Origin of the sequence: Enterococcus avium ATCC 14025 (assembly GCF_000406965.1) — a bacterium.
Lineage (GTDB): Bacteria > Bacillota > Bacilli > Lactobacillales > Enterococcaceae > Enterococcus_A > Enterococcus_A avium.
Genome location: NZ_KE136357.1, coordinates 1,065,258 through 1,081,093, shown reverse-complemented (window position 1 = coordinate 1,081,093; position 15,836 = coordinate 1,065,258). Strand labels below are relative to the sequence as shown.

15 protein-coding genes are annotated in these 15,836 nt (G+C 41.5%); all 15 read left to right on the top strand.

What is annotated here, in order from left to right; all coding sequences use genetic code 11:
- The first annotated feature begins 422 nt into the window (after nucleotides 1-422).
- The 15 genes from prdC to yedF all read left to right on the top strand — a co-directional run bounded on the left by prdC (nucleotide 423) and on the right by yedF (nucleotide 15,770).
- The gene (gene prdC, locus OMU_RS05130) at nucleotides 423-1,712 is read left to right on the top strand and encodes a proline reductase-associated electron transfer protein PrdC (protein WP_171030557.1); all 1,290 of its coding nucleotides are present in this window, start codon (nucleotides 423-425) and stop codon (nucleotides 1,710-1,712) included.
- Between the two features lie 27 nt (nucleotides 1,713-1,739).
- The gene (prdA, locus tag OMU_RS05125; protein ID WP_016178904.1) at nucleotides 1,740-3,644 is read left to right on the top strand and encodes a D-proline reductase (dithiol) proprotein PrdA; all 1,905 of its coding nucleotides are present in this window, start codon (nucleotides 1,740-1,742) and stop codon (nucleotides 3,642-3,644) included.
- A 9-nt stretch (nucleotides 3,645-3,653) separates the two neighbouring features.
- Complete coding sequence (locus OMU_RS05120) at nucleotides 3,654-3,959, top strand: CBO2463/CBO2479 domain-containing protein (protein ID WP_016178903.1); 306 nt, start codon at nucleotides 3,654-3,656, stop codon at nucleotides 3,957-3,959.
- Between the two features lie 3 nt (nucleotides 3,960-3,962).
- Complete coding sequence (locus OMU_RS24140) at nucleotides 3,963-4,415, top strand: glycine/sarcosine/betaine reductase selenoprotein B family protein (RefSeq protein WP_016178902.1); 453 nt, start codon at nucleotides 3,963-3,965, stop codon at nucleotides 4,413-4,415.
- A 27-nt stretch (nucleotides 4,416-4,442) separates the two neighbouring features.
- Nucleotides 4,443-4,688, top strand: coding sequence for a hypothetical protein (locus OMU_RS24135; RefSeq protein ID WP_196805502.1), 246 nt, complete (start codon nucleotides 4,443-4,445; stop codon nucleotides 4,686-4,688).
- Nucleotides 4,689-4,917: 229 nt separating this feature from the next.
- On the top strand, nucleotides 4,918-5,655 hold the full coding sequence (prdD, locus tag OMU_RS05105) for a proline reductase cluster protein PrdD (protein WP_016178901.1): 738 nt from the start codon (nucleotides 4,918-4,920) through the stop codon (nucleotides 5,653-5,655).
- 27 nt (nucleotides 5,656-5,682) lie between these two features.
- Nucleotides 5,683-6,162 (top strand): glycine/sarcosine/betaine reductase component B subunit, encoded by a 480-nt coding sequence (locus tag OMU_RS05100; protein ID WP_016178900.1) that lies wholly within the window; start codon nucleotides 5,683-5,685, stop codon nucleotides 6,160-6,162.
- A gap of 72 nt (nucleotides 6,163-6,234) precedes the next feature.
- Nucleotides 6,235-7,251: a proline racemase family protein gene (locus OMU_RS05095; protein ID WP_016178899.1), complete on the top strand. Its 1,017-nt coding sequence runs from the start codon at nucleotides 6,235-6,237 to the stop codon at nucleotides 7,249-7,251.
- Between the two features lie 18 nt (nucleotides 7,252-7,269).
- Nucleotides 7,270-8,151, top strand: a complete 882-nt coding sequence (locus OMU_RS05090) for a sulfite exporter TauE/SafE family protein (protein ID WP_016178898.1) — start codon at nucleotides 7,270-7,272, stop codon at nucleotides 8,149-8,151.
- 179 nt (nucleotides 8,152-8,330) lie between these two features.
- A complete protein-coding gene (locus OMU_RS05085) occupies nucleotides 8,331-9,821 on the top strand; it encodes a PucR family transcriptional regulator (RefSeq protein ID WP_071879931.1) in 1,491 nt (496 codons plus the stop codon).
- Between the two features lie 133 nt (nucleotides 9,822-9,954).
- Complete coding sequence (locus tag OMU_RS05080) at nucleotides 9,955-11,247, top strand: cytosine permease (RefSeq protein WP_016178896.1); 1,293 nt, start codon at nucleotides 9,955-9,957, stop codon at nucleotides 11,245-11,247.
- Nucleotides 11,248-11,250: 3 nt separating this feature from the next.
- Nucleotides 11,251-12,348 (top strand): S-methyl thiohydantoin desulfurase family protein, encoded by a 1,098-nt coding sequence (locus tag OMU_RS05075; RefSeq protein ID WP_016178895.1) that lies wholly within the window; start codon nucleotides 11,251-11,253, stop codon nucleotides 12,346-12,348.
- The gene (locus OMU_RS05070; RefSeq protein WP_016178894.1) at nucleotides 12,336-13,904 is read left to right on the top strand and encodes a hydantoinase/oxoprolinase family protein; all 1,569 of its coding nucleotides are present in this window, start codon (nucleotides 12,336-12,338) and stop codon (nucleotides 13,902-13,904) included. The genes OMU_RS05075 and OMU_RS05070 overlap by 13 nt, the downstream gene beginning before the upstream one ends.
- A gap of 210 nt (nucleotides 13,905-14,114) precedes the next feature.
- The gene (selD, locus tag OMU_RS05065) at nucleotides 14,115-15,137 is read left to right on the top strand and encodes a selenide, water dikinase SelD (protein ID WP_016178893.1); all 1,023 of its coding nucleotides are present in this window, start codon (nucleotides 14,115-14,117) and stop codon (nucleotides 15,135-15,137) included.
- A 42-nt stretch (nucleotides 15,138-15,179) separates the two neighbouring features.
- The gene (yedF, locus tag OMU_RS05060; protein WP_016178892.1) at nucleotides 15,180-15,770 is read left to right on the top strand and encodes a sulfurtransferase-like selenium metabolism protein YedF; all 591 of its coding nucleotides are present in this window, start codon (nucleotides 15,180-15,182) and stop codon (nucleotides 15,768-15,770) included.
- Nucleotides 15,771-15,836 lie beyond the last annotated feature (66 nt).

The following is a 15,836-nucleotide window of genomic DNA, read 5'->3' as shown; positions in this document are numbered from 1 at the left end:
ATACATATGAATGGAGAAGATTTATTTTGTTGGAAGGGATAAAAATAGTCCTAAAACTTCATTTAAGTTGCTGACAAGGCTAAATAAAATAACGAATATAATTAATTAGTGTAAATGTGAAATAACGATTGAGGTTTCTTAATATTCAAATACATAACTTGTGTTGTCGACAATCCACAATCGTTAAAAATATTATTGAATCAGTCTTTGTAAACGATTTTTGAGGAATTGATATTTTTGATGAAAATTTAATTAGAGAATCCAAAAAAATCTACAATTTGTCAAGTTGTTTATCAGAAAATATCAAAATAATCGAGAAACGACCTTTTACAAGGGAGATGAGTGTGCTATGATTTACTTGAACTACGGGTGGCTGATTTGCTCAAGTTCGAACAAACAAAGAAGCAAGGAGGTGAAATAATTTGACACAAATTCTTATACCATTAAAACAACATGTCGGCGCTCCTTGTAAAGGGATCGTACAGGCTGGTGATCAGGTCCAACGAGGACAATTAATCGCTGAGCCTAATGGTTTAGGTGCCAATATTCATGCCAGCTTTTCTGGGAAAGTAGTGGATGTAGATGGTGAAAATATCGTTCTGACGATTGACGAGGAACAAGATTTTTCAACATTTGTTCCCATTCCTGAAACGGATTCTCATGCAAAGGCAGTGGAAGCTGCGGGAATCGTCGGTGCAGGAGGTGCGGGTTTTCCAACATTCTTGAAACTGGCTTGCGAGATTCCAGAAGGTCTTTTTATTGCGAACGGTGCAGAATGTGAGGCGTTATTAGCTCATAATGTCAAACAAATGAGTGAACATATCGAGCAACTGATCCGCGGAATGAAATACTGCATGGAAATGACGAAGGCGCCAAAAGGTGTAATTGCTGTAAAAGGTAAACACCGGATGCTGGTCACACGCTTGCTGAAGGCAGTGGACAATGAACCAACACTGGATGTTTATCAATTGCCAGACATCTATCCAGCAGGGGACGAGCGTATGATCGTTCGTGAAGTAATGGACATTGTTTTGGAACCAGGTCAACTTCCTACAGAGGTTGGTGCTGTGATCGACAATGTGGAAACGATTAAACGTATCGCAGAAGCAATTGAAGACCGCAAACCGTTCATTGACAAAGACGTGACCGTTTCGGGTCGTGTAAAACAAAAAGAAACAGTTTTCGTAGATGTACCTATTGGCACACCAGTTAAAACATTGATTAACAATGTTGGCGGATATGTCGAACCTCATGGCGAGATCGTAATTGGCGGACCAATGACAGGAAGAAGTGGTGACGAGATGACACCGATCACTAAGACAAGTGGTGGTGTGTTAGTCGCTATGCCTTTCCCTCAAGAAAGTCGGAAAGTCGGTCTTTTGATTTGCGAATGCGGCGGCTCTGCCGAACGCATGACCGAGATCGCTAATAACATGGGCGCTGAAGTTGTCGCTGCAGAACGCTGCAAGCGAATGGTAGAAGTAAATGGAAGATATAGATGTGCCCTGCCAGGTATTTGTCCAGGCCAAGCTGCAACTGTGATGTCCTTGAAGAAGCAAGGAGCAGAAGTAGTATTGACTGGATCCTGTTCCGATTGAACGAACACCGTTATGGGTGTAGCTCCTAGGTTAGGAGTTCCGGTTTATCATCATACAGATCATGTACTGCGGGCAGATGGGCATAGACTATATCGTCGATTACCTACAAATTAATTTTAAAAATTTAGGAGGATTTAACGAATGTCTATTACAGCAGAAACTGCTAAAGAACATGCCAAAGACCCTGCAGTATTATGTTGCCGTGCAGAAGCAGGCAAAGTAATCGCACCAGATGATTTAGAAGATCCAGCGATCTTCCCTGATTTAGAGGATTCAGGTTTATTAGAAATGCCTGAAAATACTCTAACAATCGAACAAGTACTTGGCACGACATTGAAAGAAACAACGGATGCGTTGGTTCCATTGACAAAAGAATTATTAGATGGTGTTTCTGAGGACACTGAAGAAGCAGCAGAAGAGGAAGCTCCTGTCGAAGAAGCACCTACTCCAGTTGCTCCTATTGCTCCCGTGGCACCAGTTTCGCCAGTGGGCGGACAAACAATTAAAATCCATATTGCTGAAGGACGCGGTATTGATTTAGAAGTACCGATGGCTATTGCAGGTCAAATGGGTGTAGCTCCAGCAGCCCCAGTGCCTCCAGTTGCAGCAGCGGCTCAAGCGCCAGAAGCGCCAGTTGCAGAAGCTTCAACAGCTCCAGAAGCAAAAGTAGAAGAAAAAGTCGTTCGTTCTGTTCGTCGCGATCACATGAAGATTGAAAAAGTTGTGTTTGGCGATGAAACGAAAATCGAAGGTACGACATTAGTTTTACGTAAAATGGAAGATATGTGTGCGGAAGCGGCAGAACTAGAAGAACTAGTTGAAAGTGTTACTTTTGAAATCATTACACCAGATAAATACAACGAATATAGTGAAACGATCATGGACGTACAACCTATCGCTGCTAAAATGGATGGCGCGGATATCGGCCATGGTGTTACACGTGTGTTAGATGGCGTCGTGATGGTTCTTACAGGAACAGATGCAAATGGTGTTCAAATCGGTGAATTCGGTTCATCTGAAGGTGAATTAGACCGCAACATCATGTGGGGACGTCCTGGTGCACCGGACAAAGGCGAAATCTTCATCAAAACACAAGTAACAATTAAAGAAGGCGCGAATATGGAACGTCCTGGACCATTAGCCGCTCATAAAGCATCTGACTACATTACACAAGAAATTCGCGAAGCAGTGAAAAAAGCAGACGAATCTCTAGTTGTAGAACATGATGAAATCGTACAAAAACGCCGGATTGGTAACAAACGCGTGATCATCGTTAAAGAGATCATGGGTCAAGGTGCGATGCACGATAACTTGATCATGCCGATCGAACCAGTTGGAACATTAGGTGCGAAACCTAACGTTGACCTTGGAAACTTACCAGTCATTTTAGCGCCAACTGAAGTATTAGACGGCGGAATCCATGCATTAACATGTATTGGACCAGCATCAAAAGAAACTTCTCGTCACTACTGGAGAGAACCATTAGTACGTGAAGCAATGGAAGACGAAGAAATCGATTTAGTCGGTGTTATGTTTGTAGGTTCTCCGCAAGCGAATACTGAAAAATACTATGTTTCTAAACGTTTAGGTATGACAATTGAAGCGATGGATGTTGATGGCGCAATTGTTACAACTGAAGGATTTGGTAATAACCATATCGACTTTGCTTCACATATCGAAGAAATTGGTAAACGCGGCATTAAAGTTGTCGGAGACTCTTATTCAGCTGTACAGGGTGCGTTAGTTGTCGGTAACCCAGAGATGATCGCTATGGTTGACAACAACAAATCAATGCAAGGGATCGAAAATGAGATCTTGTCGAACAATACCCTATGTAAAGAAGATGCAATTCGTGATCTAGCAATGTTGAAGACCTTGATGGGCGGCGGCACGATCAAAGCTGCTGAACGTAAATGGAATCCAAACGTGAAAGCCAACAACATCGAGATCATCGAAAAAACAACAGGCAAGAAAATTGACCTAGTAGATAACGAACAAGTCTTACCTAAGAGTAAAAAACGCCAAGAAATTTACGAAGTAGAATAAGGTGAAGTAATGGATGGAATGAATAAACTCAAATATATTTCGACGGAACAGATGTTTGAAGGCATCATCGTTGAACTTCACGATGCCAGTGTGACAATCGACTTAAAAGGTCGTTTAGGTCAACTTAAAATCCCCCGTCGAATGATCATTTCTGAGTATAATTTAGAGATCGGTCAAGAAGTTGGGTTTCTAATGAGCTATCCAGAAGTTTTGGCGGAAGAGCCAGACGAACATTATAAAACTGCTATTTATGAGCATGAACGTCGTCGGGCCGAAGCCAGAAGAAAACGTGAAGAAGCAGGAGAGGAGAATTAACACATGGGCTTAACAGTCTTTGAAGGGTTACAGTCAGAAATTTTTGTGCCGATTACGCCAAAATCTGTCTTTACCCCTGTGAAAAAAGAGCTTAAAGAAATGCGCGTGGCGTTAGCAACAGCAGCTGGCGTACACTTAAAATCAGATAAACGTTTCAATTTAGCGGGTGATACAACATACCGCGAAGTACCAGATACTTCAAAAGTAGAGGATTTGATGGTTTCTCACGGTGGTTATGATAATGCCGATGCGAACCGCGATATCAATTCGATGTTCCCGTTAGATCGTTTACATGAATTAGCTGCAGAAGGCTTTATCAAAGAATCTGCACCTGTTCACTACGCATTCATGGGCGGCGGTGGAGACCAAGACGCATTCCACGATGTGACTGGACCAGAAATCGCTCAAAAATTAGTAGAAGAAGAAGTCGACGCTGTCGTCTTAACCGCTGGCTGAGGAACCTGTCATAGAACTGCCGTGATCGTGCAGAGAGCTATTGAGGAAGCGGGAATTCCTACTATTTTAATCGCCGCATTACCACCAGTTGTACGCCAAAACGGGACTCCACGTGCCGTTGCGCCGCGTGTACCAATGGGTGCCAATGCCGGTGAACCACACAACATTGAAATGCAAACAGGTATCATGAAGGATACTTTAGAAGCATTAGTATCAATCGAAACGCCAGGGAAAATTGTTCCATTACCTTATGAATACATTGCCCACGTCTAAGTCAAGAGGCTGATTTAATAAGTGTTTAGCGTCGAGAAATAAGACGGGAATTCCTAAAATTGCCAAGAAACACAGTGACGTAGGAACTGATGTTGATTGGTACCTACTTGGTGCTTTTCAAATTTTTGTGAATTTTCGACTTATTTCTGAATGCTAGTTCTACTTAGCGTAGCTTGCGTAGAAGACGCTACTTATTAATCGCCGTTTACATTGAAAGTAGGTGTGAATGATGCGAGGCGAAACTTTAAAGATCAAAGTTTTTCATATGGAAGAAGTCACTACAGGTAACGACTTCCGTATTGAACCAACTCGTTTACAAATTAAGCAAGACTTTGACTGCGAGGACGCCACTATTCAGAAGCTGACGATTCGATTGCTCCCACCGCAACAACATGAAGTTGAAACCAACACCATTATGGATATCATTCCGATCTCCACAAAGGTGTTGGGTGCGTTGGGTACAGGGATCACGCATACACTTACAGGAGTTTCAGTCGTCATGACTGGGGCTATTGAAGATGGAGAACAAATGCATGAATTTGGCTCCTCTGAAGGTGTTTTGCGTGATCATTTAGTATTGGATCGAGCAGGGACGCCTAAAGCGGAGGACTACATTATTCATGTAGATCTCTTAGCGAAAAAGGGGACTCCTTTTAATCGTGAGCTTTGTCTGAAAATGTTTGCGATCGTGGACGATTTTGTTCAAGAAATTCGCGAAAGAATGAAGATGCTGGAGGGTAAAGACGCCTGTGAAGTACATGTTTATGAAGAGCGTAGTAATCCTGGTAAGCCCAAAGTTGCTTTAGTCAAGCAAGTGGCTGGTCAGGGAGCAATGTATGATATGTTGCTCTATCCGAATGAACCTAGTGGCTTTAAAGGTGGTTGTTCGATCATTGATATGAACAATATGCCGGTCTTTCTAACAGCAAATGAATACCGCGATGGGGCGATTCGTTCCATGGTTTAACGTAAATAATGGATAGGTGGTGGCGTTATGGGAATTGGCCCATCAACCAAAGAAACATCACTGCATCATTTTCAAGATCCGCTCGTCGATCTTCTTGGTAAAGATCCAGACATTGACTTTCAAGGAGTCGTTGTCGTGGGAACACCGCAAAGTAATGCAATGAAATATCTAGTCGGGCAGCGAACGGCTGCGTGGTTAGAAGGGATGCGCACCAATGGTGTGATTGCTTCAACAGATGGCTGGGGAAACTCAGATGTGGATTTTGCGAATACCTTAGAGGAAATCGGGCGCCGAGATATTAGCGTGATTGGACTCAAGTTCATTGGTACACAAGCGAAATTTGTGGTGGAAAATGACTTTACGGATCACGTATTGGATTTTAATAAATCAGAAGCCGGAGTCGAGACGGAGGTTGTTGGTGAAAATACCATCAATCATCGAGATGCAGTTAAAGCGCTTGCGTCAATTAAATTAAAAATGCGAAAAGATAATCAACAAATACGTTAGCGAAAAATTTTATGAGTATGAATCATCAAAGTCCTATTTATTTTTAAAATTAGGTAACAAGGGAGGATAATCATGAAAGTATCAAAAATGATTTCAGCGATCGATACACATACAGCAGGCGAAGCTGCACGTTTGATCATCGGCGGAATTCCAAAATTCCCAGGTGAAACAATGGCTGACAAGAGAGCTTATTTAGAAACGGAAGCAGACGACTTGCGTAGAATGTTGATGCTGGAACCACGTGGACACCGTGATATGTTTGGTGCCTTTATTACTGAGCCCGTTCATGAAGAAGCGGACTACGGAATTATCTTTATGGATTCTGGCGGCTATTTGAACATGTGCGGACACAACACGATTGCAGCGATGACATCAGCAGTTGAACAAGGCTGGGTAGAGGCTAAAGAAGGCGAACGTGAAGTAAAAGTTGTTCAAGATACACCAGCAGGAATCGTACGCGGAACAGTTCATTTGGATGAAGACTATTCAGCAGAATCAGTTTCATTCGAAAACGTGGAATCATTCCTTTATAAAGAAAATGTAACGGTCAATGTTCCTGAAATTGGTGAATTGGCCATGGATATTTCTTTTGGCGGAAGTTTCTTTGCAATCTTACCAGCAGCATCTGTTGGTTTAGAAATCAAGCCAGAAAATGCTTCTAAATTTAATGATTTAGGCATGATCATTCGTGATGCTGTAAACGAACAAATTGAGATTCAACACCCGACACTGGATCATATCAAAACAGTCGATCTTGTTGAATTTTATGGACCACCAACCAGCCCGGATGCAACATATCAAAATGTAGTTGTTTTCGGTGATGGACAAGTTGACCGTTCTCCTTGTGGAACAGGTACAAGTGCGAAGCTTGCGACGTTGTACGGCAAGGGCGAAATGAAAGTTGGCGATACTTTTGTGTATGAAAGTATTTTATGCACGAAATTTAAAGGTGAAATTGTTGAAGAAGCAGAAGTTGGAGGATACAAAGCCATCATTCCTCGAGTAACAGGTTCTGCTTATGTCACTGGATACAACTCATTTTTAGTTGATCCGAAAGATTCCTTGAAGGATGGTTTCCTTTTAGGATAAAGATGAAGGAGGGGTAATATGGTAACAGTATTATTAGCTGTATATGTTGGTTTGATGTTGCTGCACACGGTCAACATGGGACGTGACTGTATAAAACACAAAGATGATCTTGGAAAAGGAAATTGGATCGTCTCAGGGATTATTGGTTTTGTTACTGACTTTTTGGATACATTGGGAATTGGAAGTTTTGCGCCGACGACATTGCTTTTGAATATGACCAAACAGTTGAGTTCTGACCGTTTATTACCAGGTACATTAAATGTAGGTCACGGAATTCCCGTGTTGGTAGAAGCATTTATCTTTACAACGGTTGTCGACGTATCACCAGTGACTTTATTCGCTTTGGTTGGTTCAGCAACAGTTGGTGCGTTTATTGGATCAAAATTTGTTACAGGCTTACCAGAAAAGAAAGTTCAGCTTTGGATGGGCTGGGCATTGATCATCACAGCTGTTTTGATGTTCGCTCGTCAACAAGGCTGGATTGATGTTTTAGGAGCAGATAATACGGCAACTGCTTTGACTGGTATCAAATTAGTGATTGGTGTGGTAATCAACTTTATCCTAGGCGCGTTGATGACGATCGGTGTTGGGTTGTATGCACCATGTATGGCGATGGTTTATATGTTAGGTTTAAGCCCGCTAGTTGCTTTCCCTGTAATGATGGGTTCTTGTGCTGGCTTGATGCCGGTTGCAAGTTTGAACTTCGTTAAGACAGGCGATTATGCACGAAAAGTAAGTTTAGCGATTACAGTCGGTGGGATTATTGGGGTAATTGTTGCTGCTAAATTCGTAACTGGACTAGATTTAAATGTGCTTACTTATATTATTATCGTAGTTATCATTATTACTGGTGTAATGTATATTCGCAAGAGTATGAACGCAGCTCAGACTGCACAGTAAAGTTCATCGTCAAAACTACCTGCTCGATTTGAGTAGGTAGTTTTTTTGGTATACAAAGGAGTTTTAGACGCGAAAGAAAATTTTAATCGGTTTATTCTAATAAAAAATTAAGAACTAAATGATATTATTTTCATTTTTTGATAGAATGATTCAAACGCTTTCGTGAAGGGGGAATATCGTTGAACGTTCAGGATATATTGAGATTGTCTTCCATGAAGGGAGCAAAGATAATCGCTGGTGCATCTCAAAGACAGCGTTTGGTCACTACGATTTCTGTTTTGGAGGTTTCTGAACCAAAACTGTATGGCGGAATGCCGATTAAAGGGGAATACTCCGGAAACGAACTGGTTCTTACTTCTTTTGCTCAAATCGCTCATGATGTTGATAAGCAGCTTGAGATTATCTCGATCCTTCATCAACACAGCCAGTTAGGGATTATCTTATACTATGTTGGTCTGATCATGCCCGAAGTTTCAGAAAAAGTAATTGCTAAGATGAACGAATTGGAAATGGTTTTGATTTTAATGCCGATCAATCGAATGGATCTGAGATATAGCGAGGTAATTTCTGAAGCTTTGTCTTATATCAGCAAAGAGGAAGCGGATTTAGATCCTCAACAAGAGGTTTTGCTTGAGACGATTCGACAGTTGCCTGCACCGAATCAGATTGAAACAGGATTAAGTATTTTATCAGACAAGTTCAAGTGCAGCTTGTTCATTAAAAGTCAGGAAGACGAGGTTTTGTTATCAAAGGCGTGGCCGCGAAGTCTTGATCATAATTTAAGAGAGGTCATTGCTAATAAAAGGGAGAAGGAAGCTAAAAAAAATACTCCTGTAGAGGTAAATCAAAATTATTATTTTCAAACGGATATTCAGTTATCGCTGTCTTCCTTGGAGCACCATTATTACTTAGCAATTTTTAGAAGAGAACCCTTGGCAGACAAGCAAATAGATGGAATAAGGACAGTCGTCGAAAAAATGATTAAGTATTTTGGCGAGGGACAGCTGCTGAATACTGGCCAACAGTTTTTCTCTGCCTGTCAAACAGAGGATTTTCATACAGCTATGCTCTTAGCTCAAAAAGAAGGAATTGACGTGAATCAGCCTTTAAAATTGTATTGTATACAAAATGGAACACCTAAAAGAGGCAGAACTGCTTATAAAATGAAAAGGATTTATTATCAGGAAAAGGATCTGGAGTGGTTGATTAGTAATTCTTTGGACCTGACAGCTACGGCAATTTTTCCGTTATATGATGTTAAGACAGACTATTTTTATATTGGTAGAGAGTTTTTAGGTTTACCATCTGTTTTTAAACAGATGTCATTTATTCTGGATCAGATCGAAGACAGTAAAAAGGTTTTTCCGAAGAAAAGATGTTTTTATCCAGAAGAGCTATATCTGTTGAAAGATGTGACGCAGGAGACGGAATCGATTTTTTTAGAGTCGTATTTAGAGGAGGATTTCATCGAGTCGTTAGCAGTTTTCTTTTTAGATTGCGATGAGAATATTAATGATACAGCGAGACAACTTTTTTTGCATAATAATACGATTAAGTATCGATTGAAACGAGCACAAGAACGCTTAGGAATGTCTTTTTCACATACAGCTTCGCGTTATTTGTTGATTAAAAATCTAATTTATTATCGAAAATACTCGGATAAAGACTGATGGAAAGCCGCTTTTGTCAATATTGACAAGACGGCTTCTTCTATTTTGTCAGATTAACATAGTCAGAGAATTCTCATTTAGCTATAATGATAAAATATTTATTTGTCAGAATATTCAGAAATGAGGGTGTTAAATGGAAGAAACAGTGGAAACAAATTCGGGAAATTATGAAAGAGAACGTGTACCAGAAAAGGACAGAAAGCGCTGGTTATCCATTAGTATGGTGTGGATTGCTATCGGGATTGACTTGTCTGGAATGTTTATGGGGGTTGCATTATCGCAGGGGATGGCGTTTTGGACGGCTATCTATGCAGTGATTATTGGATCGGTTATTCTAGGAATATTGGCAATTGGTGCGACCTACATTGGCGCGAAGGCTGGACTATCAACGGGAATGATTTCCAGAATCTCTTTTGGAAAGAAGGGTGCTTCATTGATGGGGGCAATCATGGGGATTTCTTCTTTGGGCTGGTTTGGTGTGCAGATTGGGTTCTTTGCTGAAAATATTGGTGCGGCGATTAATCAATTGACGGGTGCTAACACACCTTCATGGCTGTTGTCATTGATTGGCGGGAGTTTAATGATGCTCTCGGCCTTCTGGGGCTATCAGGCGATTGAGAAGTTATGTACTTATTCTGTTCCATTATTAGCTGTATTAATCATCGTTGCAACCCTCATGTCCTTAAATCGGAATGGGACATCTGGCTTGGCTAGTGCACCTCAAGGCTCCAACCTCTCTTTTGGCTTAGCGGTTTCTCTTGTTATTGGTGTGTATATGGTGGGAGTTGTTATGGCACCGGATGTTGCACGTTGGGCACAAAATCCAAAGCAGGCAATGATTGCTGGCTTTGTAGGGTTTACTATCGGGAATAGTTTTATGATTATCATTTCCCTGATTTTAGTCAAGGTGATGAATACGGCTGATCTTACGGCAGTTTTCTTTACTTTAGGTCTAGGTATTCCATCTATTTTAGTTTTAACACTTGCACAATGGACGACGAACACAAACAATCTTTATTCCGCTTCTTTGGACTTTTCGATAGTGTTTAAAAATATTAATCCTAAACTAATTACCATTGTTTGCGGTACATTGGGTATTTTAATGGCGATGTTTGGGATTTATGGCATGTTTGAAAACTTTCTATCGATCGTGACGGTTTTAGTCTCACCAATTGCTGGGATATACATGATTGACTATTTCTTATACAAAGAGAAGTATGATTTCTCTTACGAAGAAAAGCTGCAGGACTATTATCCGATTTCTATTTTTTCTTGGGTAGTCGGCAGTACAGTTGCCTTTATGACTAGTCAGCCGCCAGCCGGCTTTGGCTTGTTTACGCTAACGAATGTTTCAGCTTTAGACGGTATTTTAGTGGCGGGGCTTTGCTATTTTATTGTGACAAAATTGACTAAAGGACGGAAATAACTCATGGAATGGATTACGGTAGAAGATTTAGAAAATATTTCAATCGGTGCAACGTTGCTGGGAACCGGTGGCGGCGGAGATCCGTTTGTCGGTCGATTGATGGCGCTGCAGGCGCTTCAAAAATATGGTCCAGTGAGGGTTTTAAAAGTAGAAGACTTGGATGATGATGCTCTAGTTATGCCTGTTGGATCGATTGGTGCACCTTCTGTTTCGAACGAGAAAATTGCTTCAGAAGAAGAACTCTATGCTCCTGCCGAAGTATTAAAGGAAACTTTTCCTGAAAGAACACAAGCGATTATGCCGATTGAAATTGGCGGCGGAAACTCCTTGCTGCCGATTGCCTGCGCTGCAAAAATGGGATTGCCGATCGTGGATGCTGATGCCATGGGTCGGGCTTTTCCAGAATCACAAATGGTTACCTTTTTCTTAAAGGGTTATCAGCCTGAGATTGTGGCGATGGCTGATAGCCAGGGAAATCGAATCATCTATTATCCAAAAGATGGAGAATGGTCTGAAAAAATTGCTCGTGCGATTACCGATGTGATGGGTGGCAGCGCCAATATGGTGGATAATGTTTTTCCTGGAAAAGTCGTGAAAGAATGTGGGATTCGCGGAACTTTGAGCTTAGCTAAAAAAATTGGTGAAGAATTAACCGATTCGAAAGAGACTACAGCTCCAGTTAAGCGTCTATTATCTACGTTGAAGGGGTATTCCTTGTTTGAAGGGAAGATCAAGAATATTGAACGGAATGTGGAAGGCGGCTTTACACGCGGCAGTGCGACGTGTGCCGGTATCGGTAAGAATAAAGGTGAGGAGTTAGAGGTTCTTTTTCAAAATGAATTGTTGCTAGCCAAAAAAGACGGAAAAGTTCTTGCTTCGACCCCTGATTTGATTTGTGCATTGGATTATGAGACCGGCCGTCCGATTACGACAGAAACCTTGCGCTATGGTGCGCGTATTCATGTGATTGCCTTACCGTGTGACGCTAAATGGCGAACAAAAAAAGGCATAGAAGTAGCCGGACCGAACTATTTTGGATACGAAATAGAGTACAGACCGGTGGAAGAACTGATGGGAGAAGAAGCGATATGTATAGATTAGGGATTGATGTTGGCGGAACGAATACGGATTGCGCGATTTTAGATGAGAATTTAAACTGTATCGGAAAAATCAAAAGCCCTACGATGGAGAATGTTAGTCTAGGAATTGATGCGGCGATTCAAAAAATTTTAGCAGAAACGCGTATCCCAACGGATAAAATCAGTGTGGTCATGTTAGGGACTACTCATTGTACGAATGCGATTGTTCAGAGAAAAGAAATGAGCAAGGTGGGAATCATTCGTTTAGCCAAACCAGCCACCACTGCGGTTGCTCCCATGGTTGGCTGGCCGGAGGATCTTGCCGAAAAAATGAACGCGCAGACAGCTATTGTCTCAGGCGGCTATGAATACAATGGAAATAAAATTGCTGAAGTTAATGACACGGAGATTCGTGAAGTTTGTCAACATATGAAAGGCAAAGTAGAAGCCGTAGCAGTAGTTGGTGTGTTCTCACCAGTCAACAGAGAGCAGGAAAAACAGGTTGCCGCTATTGTAGAAGAAGAGTTAGCAGTTCCGGTAACCTTATCTAGCGAGATTGGTTCTATTGGACTATTGGAAAGAGAAAATGCTAGTATTTTAAATGCTGCCTTAACACAAACGATTCAGCAAATGATTCGTGGATTGAAGCAAGCGTTAAGTAATAATAACCTGACTGCTGAGGTTTTTATTTGCCAAAATGATGGTACATTAATGAATTTAGAAAAAGCTTTGCGTTATCCTGTATTAACGATCGGCTGCGGTCCAACCAATTCCATTCGTGGAGCCGCGCATTTAAGCAACTTGGAGAATGCGTTAGTTGTCGATGTCGGCGGAACGACAACAGATATTGGGGTTTTGAAAAAGGGATTTCCCCGCGAATCGTCACTAGCAACTGTGATTGGTGGAATCAGAACAAATTTCCGGATGCCAGATGTTCTATCGATTGGATTAGGTGGCGGAACGATTGTACATGTGGAAAACGAACTTAGAGTCGGACCAGAAAGCTTAGGCTATCGAATTTTGGAAGAAAGTTTATCTTTTGGTGGCGATGTCTTGTGCACGACAGATATCGCGATCGCTAATCAAAAGAATCATCCGGTAGATGGAGCTATTTCACCTGATTTAGAGGTGAATCTAGTGAATCAAACAAAGGAAAAAATACGAGAACTGATTGAAGATGCGATTGATCAAATGAAGACAGATCGCAAAGAGGTTCCTGTTATTTTAGTTGGTGGAGGCAGCATCATTCTGCCCAAAGAAATGAACGGGGTGTCAGAAGTAATTGTTCCAGAAAATTATGATGCTGCTAATGCGATCGGAGCCGCTTTAGGGGAAGTCTCAGGTGAAGTAAATTCGGTCTATTCATTAGAAAATCAAACGCAAGAGGAGGCAGTGAGTCTGGCGATCGACACTGCTCGAAAAGAAGCGATTGATTCAGGCGCGTCCGTTGATACTTTGAAAACAATTTTTGTCGAAGTCATTCCTTTGGCCTATCTGCCTAAGCAGGCCGTTAATATTAAAGTTAAGGTTGCTGGTAAATTGAGCTTCTCTGAGGTATTTGCATCAATAAAGAGCTAAAATCATCCGCTTAAATGAGCATAAATGCGTTTCCTATTTTGTTTAGGAAACGCATTTTTTAATGCTGTTCTCATCCTCAAATAAGAAATCATCACAGAAATTAAAAACGTTTTTATGAGAGATTAAAATCGTTATAAATTGGATGGAAATATACGTAGAGAAACAAAAAGTAAACTGTTATAATAGAGAACGTGAAGGATGGTGGAAAGCATGGAGACAGCTCAACAATTGATTGTCTGCGGTGGCTGCAATGCGAAAATCGGACCGGGGAATTTAGGGGAGCTACTGGCGGATTTACCAAAAGCGACCAATGAAAATTTACTGGTAGGATTTGACTCGACAGATGATGCCGCTGTTATTAAACTGCGTGATGACTTAGCAATTATTCAAACGTTAGATTTTTTCCCAACGATGGTGACTGATCCTTATCTTTTTGGTAAAATCGCTGCAGCAAATGCGCTAAGCGATGTGTATGCAATGGGTGGCGAGGTTTTGTCCGCTCTTAATATTGTCGCTTTCCCAGAAGAAAAGGACTTGAATATATTAAAAGAAATCTTACGAGGCGGCGCTGAAAAGGTGCAAGAAGCTGGAGCAATCTTGGCTGGCGGCCACTCGATTCATGACCAGTCGGTGAAATACGGCTTGTCTGTAACAGGGACGATTGATCCGAATAAAATTTATCAAAACAATACCTGTCAGCTAGGCGATCACCTGATTTTGACGAAGCCATTGGGCGTCAGCATCATCACGGTAGGCTACAGTGCTGAAGAAATCAGTGAAGAAGCGTTTGTGAAAGCTACCACGAGCATGGAGACATTGAACAAGTATGCGATGGATATTATTCGCAAGTACCCGATCAACAGCTGTACCGATGTGACCGGCTTCGGCTTGGCTGGACATCTACATGAAATGATGAACGAACGTTTTAGCGCGAAAATTCATTCGAAAGATTTGCCGTATTTTGAAGAGGCGTATCAAGGCGCGAAAGAATTTATTTTAACTGCTGGCGGTCAACGTAATCGAAATTACATGGAACAGAAGATGGATTTTCAGCTTGATGATTTTGGGATTGAAGAATTGTTGTTTGATCCACAAACTTCTGGGGGATTATTAGTCAGCGTTCCTGCAGATCAAGCGGACACGCTAGTACAGGAATTACAAGCTGCCGATATTCCGGCACAAGATTTTGGTGTTGTCATCGAGAAGCAAGAGAAGGAATTGATCGTTTATTAATCGCAAGAAGACGAAAGTCAATTGAGGATCGGAGTGGAAGAAATGTTTAAAATTGATGCGTTAGGCAAAGCTTGCCCGTTACCAGTCATCGAAACAAAAAAAGCACTGCGGGAGCATGAAGTTGTGCAAACACTGGTGGATAATGAGATCGCTACGCAAAATTTGAAAAAAATGGCGGAGCAACTTGGCTATATCTATCAAATGGATCAGGATGCGCCGAATCATTATACTGTGGTTATTTCAAAAGGAAATGCGGCTCTGACTGAAGAAGCACCTCAAGCAGCTGAATCAATGGTTACAACGGACGATTATATCGTGGTCGTAGATACGAATATCATGGGACGCGGCTCAGATGAATTAGGTAAAAATCTGTTGAAGGGCTTTATCTATTCATTGACCGAACAAGATGTATTGCCGGGAAAAGTCATTTTTTATAATGGCGGTGTGCATTCTGTGATAGAAGGTTCTGATTCGCTGGAGGATTTGAAAGGCTTAGCAGAACAAGGTGTGGAAATTTACGCCTGCGGAGCTTGTTTGAATTTTTACGAGTTGACCGCAGCAGTTGGCGAAGTGACCAATATGTATCGCATCGTGGAAATGATGCGCCAAGCACCGAGAATCGTTAAACCATAGAGGGTGCAGAGCATCATTAGAGGAATATGGCTTGAAGCTGTAGCTTATTGATTACAGTATTATGAA

What these genes read in the sequence shown, in the direction of transcription:
- prdA (WP_016178904.1), top strand. Translation starts at nt 1,740, where the DNA reads ATGTCTATTACAGCAGAAACTGCTAAAGAACATGCCAAAGACCCTGCA.
- OMU_RS05120 (WP_016178903.1), top strand. Translation starts at nt 3,654, where the DNA reads ATGGATGGAATGAATAAACTCAAATATATTTCGACGGAACAGATGTTT.
- OMU_RS24140 (WP_016178902.1), top strand. Translation starts at nt 3,963, where the DNA reads ATGGGCTTAACAGTCTTTGAAGGGTTACAGTCAGAAATTTTTGTGCCG.
- prdD (WP_016178901.1), top strand. Translation starts at nt 4,918, where the DNA reads ATGCGAGGCGAAACTTTAAAGATCAAAGTTTTTCATATGGAAGAAGTC.
- OMU_RS05100 (WP_016178900.1), top strand. Translation starts at nt 5,683, where the DNA reads ATGGGAATTGGCCCATCAACCAAAGAAACATCACTGCATCATTTTCAA.
- OMU_RS05095 (WP_016178899.1), top strand. Translation starts at nt 6,235, where the DNA reads ATGAAAGTATCAAAAATGATTTCAGCGATCGATACACATACAGCAGGC.
- OMU_RS05090 (WP_016178898.1), top strand. Translation starts at nt 7,270, where the DNA reads ATGGTAACAGTATTATTAGCTGTATATGTTGGTTTGATGTTGCTGCAC.
- OMU_RS05080 (WP_016178896.1), top strand. Translation starts at nt 9,955, where the DNA reads ATGGAAGAAACAGTGGAAACAAATTCGGGAAATTATGAAAGAGAACGT.
- OMU_RS05075 (WP_016178895.1), top strand. Translation starts at nt 11,251, where the DNA reads ATGGAATGGATTACGGTAGAAGATTTAGAAAATATTTCAATCGGTGCA.
- OMU_RS05070 (WP_016178894.1), top strand. Translation starts at nt 12,336, where the DNA reads ATGTATAGATTAGGGATTGATGTTGGCGGAACGAATACGGATTGCGCG.
- selD (WP_016178893.1), top strand. Translation starts at nt 14,115, where the DNA reads ATGGAGACAGCTCAACAATTGATTGTCTGCGGTGGCTGCAATGCGAAA.
- yedF (WP_016178892.1), top strand. Translation starts at nt 15,180, where the DNA reads ATGTTTAAAATTGATGCGTTAGGCAAAGCTTGCCCGTTACCAGTCATC.